At 44.9% G+C, this 9,690-nt stretch carries 12 protein-coding genes; 10 read left to right on the top strand and 2 right to left on the bottom strand.

The window, feature by feature from the left end:
• The 9 genes from ACYQ2O_RS08105 to ACYQ2O_RS08065 all read left to right on the top strand — a co-directional run.
• Window positions 1-546 (top strand): RNA-guided endonuclease TnpB family protein (locus ACYQ2O_RS08105; protein WP_459796392.1); only part of this gene is annotated, 546 nt, incomplete at its 5' end.
• Window positions 547-872: 326 nt separating this feature from the next.
• Window positions 873-1,592, top strand: a complete 720-nt coding sequence (gene rsmG, locus ACYQ2O_RS08100) for a 16S rRNA (guanine(527)-N(7))-methyltransferase RsmG (protein WP_459770683.1) — start codon at window positions 873-875, stop codon at window positions 1,590-1,592.
• Between the two features lie 27 nt (window positions 1,593-1,619).
• A complete protein-coding gene (locus ACYQ2O_RS08095; protein ID WP_346023563.1) occupies window positions 1,620-2,381 on the top strand; it encodes a ParA family protein in 762 nt (253 codons plus the stop codon).
• A complete protein-coding gene (locus ACYQ2O_RS08090) occupies window positions 2,374-3,255 on the top strand; it encodes a ParB/RepB/Spo0J family partition protein (RefSeq protein ID WP_346023564.1) in 882 nt (293 codons plus the stop codon). The genes ACYQ2O_RS08095 and ACYQ2O_RS08090 overlap by 8 nt, the downstream gene beginning before the upstream one ends.
• A gap of 46 nt (window positions 3,256-3,301) precedes the next feature.
• The gene (locus ACYQ2O_RS08085; RefSeq protein ID WP_091267780.1) at window positions 3,302-3,487 is read left to right on the top strand and encodes a DUF951 domain-containing protein; all 186 of its coding nucleotides are present in this window, start codon (window positions 3,302-3,304) and stop codon (window positions 3,485-3,487) included.
• A gap of 47 nt (window positions 3,488-3,534) precedes the next feature.
• Window positions 3,535-4,635 (top strand): redox-regulated ATPase YchF, encoded by a 1,101-nt coding sequence (ychF, locus tag ACYQ2O_RS08080; protein WP_459770686.1) that lies wholly within the window; start codon window positions 3,535-3,537, stop codon window positions 4,633-4,635.
• Window positions 4,636-4,656: 21 nt separating this feature from the next.
• A complete protein-coding gene (locus ACYQ2O_RS08075) occupies window positions 4,657-5,361 on the top strand; it encodes a DUF1129 domain-containing protein (protein WP_346023567.1) in 705 nt (234 codons plus the stop codon).
• 322 nt (window positions 5,362-5,683) lie between these two features.
• Window positions 5,684-7,063 carry a Glu/Leu/Phe/Val family dehydrogenase gene (locus ACYQ2O_RS08070; RefSeq protein ID WP_459796390.1) on the top strand — a complete coding sequence of 460 codons (1,380 nt, stop codon included), beginning with the start codon at window positions 5,684-5,686 and terminating at the stop codon, window positions 7,061-7,063.
• 16 nt (window positions 7,064-7,079) lie between these two features.
• Complete coding sequence (locus tag ACYQ2O_RS08065; protein WP_459796389.1) at window positions 7,080-7,817, top strand: NAD-dependent epimerase/dehydratase family protein; 738 nt, start codon at window positions 7,080-7,082, stop codon at window positions 7,815-7,817.
• Between the two features lie 19 nt (window positions 7,818-7,836).
• On the opposite strand, the gene ACYQ2O_RS08060 is transcribed toward ACYQ2O_RS08065, so the two are convergent.
• Together ACYQ2O_RS08060 and ACYQ2O_RS08055 are read right to left on the bottom strand one after the other, a co-directional pair.
• A complete protein-coding gene (locus tag ACYQ2O_RS08060) occupies window positions 7,837-8,349 on the bottom strand; it encodes a methylated-DNA--[protein]-cysteine S-methyltransferase (RefSeq protein WP_346023570.1) in 513 nt (170 codons plus the stop codon).
• A 140-nt stretch (window positions 8,350-8,489) separates the two neighbouring features.
• On the bottom strand, window positions 8,490-9,131 hold the full coding sequence (locus tag ACYQ2O_RS08055) for a deoxynucleoside kinase (protein ID WP_346023585.1): 642 nt from the start codon (window positions 9,129-9,131) through the stop codon (window positions 8,490-8,492).
• A 260-nt stretch (window positions 9,132-9,391) separates the two neighbouring features.
• Between ACYQ2O_RS08055 and ACYQ2O_RS08050 the strand changes: the two genes are divergently transcribed.
• Complete coding sequence (locus ACYQ2O_RS08050) at window positions 9,392-9,610, top strand: hypothetical protein (RefSeq protein ID WP_459796387.1); 219 nt, start codon at window positions 9,392-9,394, stop codon at window positions 9,608-9,610.
• Window positions 9,611-9,690: the final 80 nt, after the last annotated feature.

The raw sequence follows: 9,690 nt of genomic DNA, 5'->3' as shown, positions 1-9,690 counted from the left end.
TCTTTGGAAACTAAACTAGCAAAGGAACAACGCAAACTATCCAGAAGGAAAATACAAGCGCTCAAAGATGGTCGAAAATTATCCGAATCGAAGAACTATCAGAAGCAGCGCATCAAAGTTGCCAACATTCACGAAACTATCAAAAACAAACGCACCGACTACCTTCATAAAATCTCCACCGAGATTGTCAAAAACCACGACATAATCGGTATCGAAGATTTGTTGGTAAAGAATATGATGCTCAATCGAAAATTAGCTAAATCCATCTCAGAAGTAAGTTGGGCGGAATTTCGTACTATGTTAGAATACAAAGCCAAGTGGTATGGGAAAGAAATAATCGCTGTCGCACGGAACTTTCCTTCAAGCCAACTCTGCTCGGGATGCGGCTACCAAAACAAAGCCGTTAAGAATCTCGCTGTTCGCAAATGGGAATGTCCAGAATGTCATGCTCATCACGACCGGGATACTAACGCAAGCATAAATTTAAACCAGGAAGCATTGCGTATTTTAACTTCCAGAACTGTAGGGACTACAGAGTTAGCCTAATCAATATCCGACCAATAGGTGGGAGTTCTTAGGAATCTCCATCTTCAAAATCCCTTAGGATTTAAGGTGGAGTAGTTCAAGTAGATAGACTCAAGGTGAAAAATAGGGCTAGTCACCCCAACCGTCTTACAAAGAAAACAGATGACTTTGACACGGGGCTCAGAAGATGGATTTATCCTCCAACTTTTTTAAAAAAACAAGATTTTTTGAATAGAAAAAATCTCTTGCAACCATTGTATTTATAAGCCATTTGGTATAAAGTGAAGAGAGGGATTTTGTGAAACAAAAAACTGTTTCACGAGTGACTATAGAAAGGATTTTAGAGAATGACTCCAGAAGAATTTCAGTCTGAATTAACTAAGCGAGACATTCCTGTTACAGAAGAAAAGATGCATCAGTTTGAACGCTATCTGGAACTGCTTCAGGAATGGAATGAAAAAATCAATTTAACTGCAATAACTAAAAAAGAAGAAGTATACTTGAAACATTTTTACGATTCATTAACTGCAGGACTTTACGTAGATTTTAGCAAAGGGGTCCACAGTCTATGCGACGTAGGCTCAGGTGCTGGGTTTCCTAGTATCCCCCTTAAAATCATCTACCCGAATCTGCAGATCACCATTGTCGATTCATTGAAGAAACGAATCGGCTTTCTGGAAACTGTCGTCAACGAGCTGGGGCTGGAAGATGTTTATTTGTACCACGACCGGGCAGAAACATTCGGTCAGAATAAACAGTTCAGAGCCTCTTTTGATTTTGTGACGGCCCGCGCAGTAGCGCGTATGAGTGTCCTGTCAGAATTGTGTCTGCCGCTTGCTAAAAAAGGCGGAACCTTTATTGCCATGAAGGCCGCTCATGCACCGGAAGAACTGGATGAAGGACGCAAAGCGATCGGTCTGCTGGGCGGGAAAGTGAGAGATGATATCTCCTTTGAACTGCCTGAAGAGGCCGGGGAACGTCATATCATCCTGATCGACAAGACAAAGGAAACACCTAATAAATACCCGAGAAAACCCGGCACTCCGAACAAGAGTCCGCTGGTTTAATGACAACAGAAAGTATGGAGGAGTAGTATGGCACAGATTATAGCTGTCGCAAACCAAAAAGGCGGAGTGGGCAAGACAACGACAACTGTCAACCTAGGCGCCTCACTTGCCTATGCCGGCAAGAAAGTGCTTCTGATCGACATGGACGCACAGGGCAACGCAACCAGTGGCCTGGGTGTCCGTAAAGGTGAAGTCAACAAAGACATTTACGATGTTCTGATCAACGAAGAACCGCTTGAGGATGTCATTCTGTCATCAAGTCGCGAGAATTTGAGCATGGTCCCGGCAACGATTCAGCTGGCCGGGGCAGAAGTGGAACTGACGAGTCTGATGGCGAGAGAAACCCGTCTGAAGCGTGCAGTAGAAACGGTTGAAGATCAGTATGACTATATTCTGATCGACTGCCCGCCTTCTCTGGGGCACCTGACGATCAATGCCTTTACAGCAAGTGATTCTGTTCTGATCCCTGTTCAGTGTGAGTATTACGCTCTGGAGGGATTGAGTCAGCTTCTCAACACGGTCCGTCTGGTCCAGAAGCACTTCAATAAAGATTTGAAAGTAGAAGGCGTATTGCTGACGATGCTGGATGCCCGAACCAATCTGGGCCTTGAAGTCGTCAATGAAGTGAAGAAGTATTTTCGTGAAAAAGTCTATCAGACTATTATTCCAAGAAATATCCGATTATCCGAGGCACCAAGTTACGGCCTGTCCATTATCGATTACGACCTGAAGTCAAAAGGGGCAGAAGTCTACCAGGAACTAGCAAAGGAAGTGTTGGGTAATGGCTAATAAGAAAAAAGGCTTAGGCCGCGGCATCGATGCCTTGTTTGATGTGCCTGATTTTGAAGAGGAAGTCAGAAACAATGACGAACGTGTGGAAATGATCGAGTTGACTGAGATCCGTCCGAACCCTTATCAGCCGAGACGTCATTTTGACGAGGACGCACTGAATGAACTGGCAGCATCAATCAAAGTGTCGGGTGTCCTTCAGCCGATCATCCTTCGCAAGTCATCTGTGAAAGGCTATGAGATCATTGCCGGAGAGCGGCGCTTTAGAGCATCGAAGCTGGCTGGAAAAGATAGTGTCCCTGCAATCGTCAGAGAGCTGAATGAAGAAGTCATGATGCAGGTCGCGATTCTGGAAAACCTGCAGCGTGAAGATCTGACCTCTCTTGAAGAAGCAGAAGCGTACAACATGATGATGGATAAACTGTCCATGACTCAGGAAATGGTCGCTGAACGACTAGGTAAAAGCAGATCGTATATCGCTAACCATCTGCGTCTACTGTCCCTTCCGGAAGAAGTGAAGAAGCTTGTTCAGGAAGGTAAACTGTCCAATGGTCAGGCAAGAACACTACTGGGGCTTAAAGATAAGTCCAAGATCAAGAAGCTGGCACGCCGTGCGGTGAAAGAAAAACTGACAGTGAGGCAGCTGGAGCACCTTGTGGCAGAAGCTAATCAGAATCCGAAAAAGGACGGCAATAAAGACAATGCGCCCGTCAAGTCTGTTTACATCAGAAAGTCTGAAGAATTACTGACGGACAAGTTCGGCACAAGTGTCATCATTCGCGAAAAAGGCGAAAAAGGGAAGATCGAAATCGAATATGTATCCCCAGATGACTTGAACCGCATTCTTGAAGAACTGAATATCGACTTAAATTAGACTATTGAACCGACCGGCTGGATTTACTAGGACAGGAGGAAATCAAGTGGATAAAACATACGAGCTGCACGACAAAGTAGAAATGAAAAAGGCCCACCCGTGCGGGGTCAATAGATGGGAAATTATTCGTCTGGGAGCGGATATCCGTATTAGATGTACCGGCTGCGGCCATTTGGTTCTCATGCCCCGCCGTGAATTCGACCGCAAGATGAAAAAAGTACTGAAAGACTAGATTTTAACTCGAAAGACCATTATAGAAAGAGAAAGGTGAACATATACATGCCTTTAACAGCAGGAATTGTAGGATTACCCAACGTAGGAAAGTCTACGTTATTTAACGCAATCACTAAAGCAGGCGCAGAAGCTGCGAACTACCCTTTTGCAACGATCGACCCGAACGTCGGAATCGTTGAAGTACCGGACGAGCGTCTTGACCGTCTGGCTGAACTTGTTAACCCGGCGAAAGTCGTCCCGACAACATTCGAATTCACTGACATTGCCGGTATCGTCAAAGGAGCCAGTAAAGGGGAAGGTCTGGGGAATAAATTCCTGGCCAATATCCGTGAAGTGGACGCGATCTGTCATGTTGTCCGCTGTTTTGAAGATGACAACATCACTCACGTATCCGGACGCGTCAATCCGGCAGAAGATATCGAAACAATCAATCTGGAACTGGCATTGGCCGACCTGGAAGCCGTCGACAAACGAATCGAACGTGTCAGAAAACAAGCTAAATCCAAAGATGCAGACGCTGTCGCACTTCTGGCAGTTCTTGAAAAAATCAAACCCGTTCTTGAAGAAGGAAAGCCAGTCCGCGTACTGGACTTTACTAAAGAAGAACTGCCGATCCTTCGCTCGCTGTTCTTGCTGACAAGCAAGCCGGTCCTGTATGTAGCTAACGTAGCTGAAGAAGAAATTGCAGATCCGGAAAGCAACCAGTACCTGCAGACTGTCCGCGAGATTGCTCAGGAAGAAGGCGCGGAAGTTGTTGCCATTTCAGCGGCGATCGAAGAAGAGATAGCTGAACTGGATGATGAAGAAAAAGCTATGTTCCTTGACGATCTGGGTGTAACTGAGCCTGGACTGAACAAGCTGATTCGTTCATCTTATGACCTGCTTGGGCTGGCTACATTCTTTACTGCTGGACCAAAAGAAGTTAGAGCATGGACATTCAAAAAAGGAATGAAGGCACCTCAGACTGCCGGCGTTATTCATACCGATTTCGAAAGAGGATTCATTCGTGCTGAAACGATAGCCTTTGAAGATTACAATGAACTAGGTAGTGAAAAAGCTGCTCGTGAAGCAGGAAGACTGAGAGCAGAAGGAAAAGACTACGTGGTCCAGGACGGAGACGTTATCTTGTTCCGCTTTAACGTGTAGGGAAGAGAGGAAACAGAACACATGCCGAAGAAAAAAAATACGGTTGAACAGGAACCGGAAGTGACTCTTGAAGATAAAAAGAGAGAAAACGACGCCTTGTTCGATCAGTTAACAAATAAAAACAGAGAATACATGATGACACTGAACCGCAAGCTGGACGATGCGGGTTTTCCTGAAGACAACAAGACTTTAGTGTTTAATGACATGCTGAAAAATATTGTCTCCCAACAGGCAAATCACCTGACAGCTCGCAAACTCTACGGTACGGCTACAGACCAGGCGAGATACTTGACTGAAAGCGACCATGCAGATATGACTGGTCCGATTGAACGTTCCGAATCATGGAAAATCTACCTTGACGGGGCCCTTCTATTAGGTGGGATGTTTGCCGTCATTACTGGGATTTCATATCTTGTAGGGAATCAGGAAGCGGGACTCGGACTAATTACAATGATTCTAAACTTCCTTCTTGGTGGACTGGCTGTTATGGTCATCACTAAGTATGCCCCTCAACCAGGTGTTAAAGGTGGATTCATCAAGTACATCGTGGCGACGACGATCACCATGCTTACCTGGATCATCCTGATGGCGTTCGGAACGGCCATGCTGCCTCAGGCGTTGAATCCGATGATACCGGGGTCTATTACACTCGTTATAGGGGTAGTAGCCTTCGCAGCAAAATGGTACCTGAAGAAAAAACTGAATATTCAAGGTACACTTATTTAAGCTGCATCCTTGCTGGGATGCTTAAGTTGTGTATTGAACCGCCGGACTTCTCTGTATTTTGGAGAAGCTGGCGGTTTTTTGTGGTGCGTAAAGTCAAAGGCTGATGCGGGCGTGAGGGTCAGCGGTAAAAACATAAATGATGATTGTTCTTTCTTTATGAAAATAGGTTTATCTGAAAAATTGATAGTCCAGCTTTGTGTCTACAGTCATTAGAAGGAATCAAATTAATTTGAGTTAGGATTCGCCATATAACTTCTGATTATGATACAATGATAAAACAACGATTAAATTATTCTAATATAATCATTCGGAGGGAATTTACATGACAGATAATACAACAACACAGTTGATTCAACACGTAGTAGATCACGTGATATCAGAAGACAAGGAAGCATTGGCTCAATGGGGAGACAGCCGTGATCAATGGGTTCAGATGGGTGGAGACCTGCTCAAGGGCATCGACAAAGTAATATCAAGTGACCTGCGCATCATCAAGGATGATGGATCGATCGGTACATACCCGGCATTTCGTGTCCAGCACAACAATGCCTGCGGATACTACAAAGGAGGCATTCGTTTCAGTACGGGTGTACACCAGTCAGAAGTAGAAACACTGGCTATGCTGATGACACTGAAGAATGCTCTGCATGATCTTCCTTATGGTGGAGGAAAAGGTGGCGTGCATATCAATGTACGCGAACACTCCAAGCGTGAGCTGAAAGAAGTCAGTAAAGCATTTGTACGCATGCTGCAGAATCAGATCGGCCCGTACAAAGATATTCCGGCTCCCGATGTGGGAACTGGGGAAGAGACGATGGACTGGATGACGGAGGAGTACAAGGTGCTGCATCCGAACCAGCCGTTCATCAACACTTTCACCGGAAAAAGCATTGCCAATGGCGGGACTAAAGGCCGCGCTGAATCGACAGGAATAGGGACTTTCCTGAGCTACTACTATTTAGTCGAAGCAGTTTTGAGTGGAAGTCTGTCGGTCAATGAAGACCATACTGAACGTAAGGAAACGGTCAAAGCCATTGGGGAAAAAGATAATGTGATCGTCGCTGTCCAAGGCTTCGGAAACTTGAGTCGGGCTGCAGCCATTGAGGCAGCCAACTGTGAGATGAAACACACGGTTATAGCAGTGTCTGACAGCCGTGCGACTATTTACAATGAAACTGGGCTGGATGTAGAGAAACTGGCTCCATTTAAAGAAACGAATGATCGTCTGCCGAATGCAGAAGAACTCAAGGAGCTAGGAGTAGAAGGAGAAGTCAGGGACCCTGACGCGGTATTGACGCTTGACTGTGATGTTCTGATTCTAGGTGCAATTGAAGACCAGATTACGTCTGAGAACCAGGCCGACATAAAAGCCGCTATCCTAGTAGAAGGCGCAAATGGCCCGATTACTAAAGAAGCAAATGAGTACCTGGAATCTAAAGGAAAAGTCATCATTCCTGACGTTCTGGCCAATGCCGGAGGAGTAACCGTATCCTATCTGGAGTGGGTTCAAGGCTTCACAAATGATGCAAAATCTAAAGAAACGATTCTTAAAGACATGAGCGACCGTATGAAGAATGTGAGTTACCGTGTCTATAATGCCTACTTCTCATCAGAAAGTGATGTCACTATGCGCTTCCTGTGCTATAAACTGGCCTTTTTAAGAGTGATCGATTTGATGAAACGTTCCGGAAAAATCAGTTAAACTGGAGAGGTGACAGATGAAAAAGCTGCTGCTTACTGGTGCGGCCGGTCGAATCGGTTCCCGCCTGATTGAAGATTTAGTAGACCAGTACGACCTGACAGCTGCCGACAAGGACTGTACCACCATTGCTGAATGGAAAGATAGAGGGTGTCGTCTAGTGACATTTGATGTGACAGACCTGTCCGATTGTCGCCAACTTTGCGGAGGAATGGACACGGTGATTCATCTTGCCGGAAATCCGTCGCCATTCGCCAAGTATGATGAACTGAAAGGGGTCAATATCGACGGCACCTATAATATGATGCAGGCCGCGAGCGAACAGGGAGTCAGTCGGCTGATCTTTGCCAGCAGTATTCATGCCGTAAAAGGCTATGCTGCTGATGAGCAGGTCAAAACGACGAGCCCGGTCCGGCCGCCGGATCTGTACGGGGCAAGCAAAGCATTTGGTGAAGCGATCGGCCATTACTACGGAACCGAAACTGACATGGAAGTCGTTGCGATCCGAATTGGCGGCTACCGGTCACTGGAAGTCATGAAGGATAACGGTGAGGAGCCGGACATGCGTGAACGCAGCACATACATCAGTAAACGCGACCTGAATCAGCTGATACAAAAGTGTGCAGAAACGACTTTAGATAAGCCCTTCATAATTGTGCATGGCTTGTCTGACAATACCTTTAAATTTATGGACTTGACCGATACGAAAGAGAAAACAAGGTATGCGCCAGTGGATAATGGCTTTGATTTTCAATAGGATCAAAGTCCTGCGTTAATTAAGGCCTATGCTCCTGTTCCAGCTTCAACAACTGGGTTTTCATGTCTAAGCCACCTCTGAATTTTCTTGGAGCTGAAGACTTCGGCACAACACGATGACAAGGATAAACAATAAGTAGCGGGTTCTTACCAATTGCTGTCCCGACAGATCGGGCAGCTTTGGGTGAGAGCCCATTTTTTTCAGCCAGCTGACCATAAGTGATCGTCTCTCCGTATGGAATAGTAGCCAGACTTCGCCATATTTTCTTCTGATAATCCGTTCCATTTTGAACAACCGGTACATCGATGGACCGTGACTGGCCTGACAAATAAGACTGGAAGGCTTCGGCGTATGGCCGTAGTTCAGCTTCATTTTTTTCAATAGAATGGTCTGGGTAATGAACAGCCAGCCAGCTCAGACATTCTTCCTCTGAAGCAGGCATGGAGCCGACAAAACACAAGGCTTCATCAGTTGAAGCGATATAGAACTGCCAATCCTCGAATGAGAATAAGCTATAAAATGTTTTGGACATTGGAATCTTAATCCTTTCTGTTTCTTGATTTCAGGGGTATCGATATAAGAAAAGCCATCAGGCGATTTGAATAATTATTCAACCAATGGAAGATTAATCAGACTAACCGTTTGATGACTTTGTGTGCTTTATTTACTTATTTAGACTTCCTGCGTTTCTTTCAGGGCGTCCTTTATTTTTTTCATGACCAGTTCCTGATGACCTGGCAGCTCGAGATTGATTTCATCGATATCAATTACTAGAGTAGGGCTCTTGTCATATGAGGCAAACCAGTCGTCGTATCGGCTATGAAGCTTCTTGTAGTAATCGAGCAGTTCTGGATTCCCTTCGACCTGTTCAAACGGACGCCCACGCTTCTGGATGCGCTCCAGATGTGTATCCAGTGATCCCCTAAGATAAATTAGCAGATCCGGACCTTTTTTCGGCATGCCGTCAATTTCTTCCATCATGTTATCAAGTAAATCAGTGTATAAAGACATTTCCGCTTCACTCATATTCCCTTGTTCGAAGTTGATGCGAGTAAATAAGGCATCTTCATAGATCGAACGGTCCAGTACATTATGGCGATGCACCAGAGCCTGCTTGATGCTTCTGAAACGTGTATTCAGAAAGAAAATCTGCAAAGAAAATGCCCATCTTTTCGGGTTGTCATAAAACTTCTCCAGAATCGCATTATCTTTTACCTGCTCATAAAACGCCGTACTATCTAATTCTTCTGAGATTAGAGTGGTATATGTACTTTTTCCAGCTCCAATCATCCCTGCTAAAACAATCACAGACATTGTGGCTCCTTCCAACACATCCTTTATTTTCATCTTTTCTATCATACCACAGAAGACTGGTCCCGACATCCACTCCTTGCGAATAGAAATAAAACACCTGAAAAATTGTGATAAAGGTGTGAAAGATCAGATTTGCACCAGTCAGTATGGTCAAATCGATATCCTTCATGTTTGAGCGGTTGACTAGCAAATAAAAAGTGTGTAAGCTGTTAAGTGAATAACCCCTAGGGGTATAAAAAGTAATTTAAAGGAGCTTGAATGTGTCTACATTAACAGCAAATCCCATGTTCAGTCCACTCGTGACTCTGATTCTGGGAATAGGTTTATGGTTCGGTTTGACCGACAGCAGTCTTGATGAAAAGAAAAAAATACTGTCGGTATTTATTGACAGTATATTATACTTTGTCATTCTCCTGTTCGGAATCAATATTATGGTTAGGGTGTCAAAACCTAACCGGTTTACTACTTTTCCTTGTTAACAGTGCGATTTTGCCCGCTCTTTTGGTATAATAGACGTATCAAAATGCTGACGGAGGGTGCTATCATGTCGTTTAAACCA

This window comes from Alkalibacterium sp. m-11, from assembly GCF_054658155.1.
The sequence above is the reverse complement of the archived record's forward strand: the minus strand, read 5'-3'. Positions and strand labels throughout refer to the sequence as shown.

Bases quoted from the DNA above. Each gene is read 5' to 3' on its own strand.
- ACYQ2O_RS08075 (WP_346023567.1), top strand. From the start codon at position 4,657: ATGCCGAAGAAAAAAAATACGGTTGAACAGGAACCGGAAGTGACTCTT.
- ACYQ2O_RS08090 (WP_346023564.1), top strand. From the start codon at position 2,374: ATGGCTAATAAGAAAAAAGGCTTAGGCCGCGGCATCGATGCCTTGTTT.
- ACYQ2O_RS08060 (WP_346023570.1), bottom strand. From the start codon at position 8,349: ATGTCCAAAACATTTTATAGCTTATTCTCATTCGAGGATTGGCAGTTC.
- ychF (WP_459770686.1), top strand. From the start codon at position 3,535: ATGCCTTTAACAGCAGGAATTGTAGGATTACCCAACGTAGGAAAGTCT.
- ACYQ2O_RS08055 (WP_346023585.1), bottom strand. From the start codon at position 9,131: ATGTCTGTGATTGTTTTAGCAGGGATGATTGGAGCTGGAAAAAGTACA.
- ACYQ2O_RS08065 (WP_459796389.1), top strand. From the start codon at position 7,080: ATGAAAAAGCTGCTGCTTACTGGTGCGGCCGGTCGAATCGGTTCCCGC.
- ACYQ2O_RS08070 (WP_459796390.1), top strand. From the start codon at position 5,684: ATGACAGATAATACAACAACACAGTTGATTCAACACGTAGTAGATCAC.
- ACYQ2O_RS08095 (WP_346023563.1), top strand. From the start codon at position 1,620: ATGGCACAGATTATAGCTGTCGCAAACCAAAAAGGCGGAGTGGGCAAG.
- rsmG (WP_459770683.1), top strand. From the start codon at position 873: ATGACTCCAGAAGAATTTCAGTCTGAATTAACTAAGCGAGACATTCCT.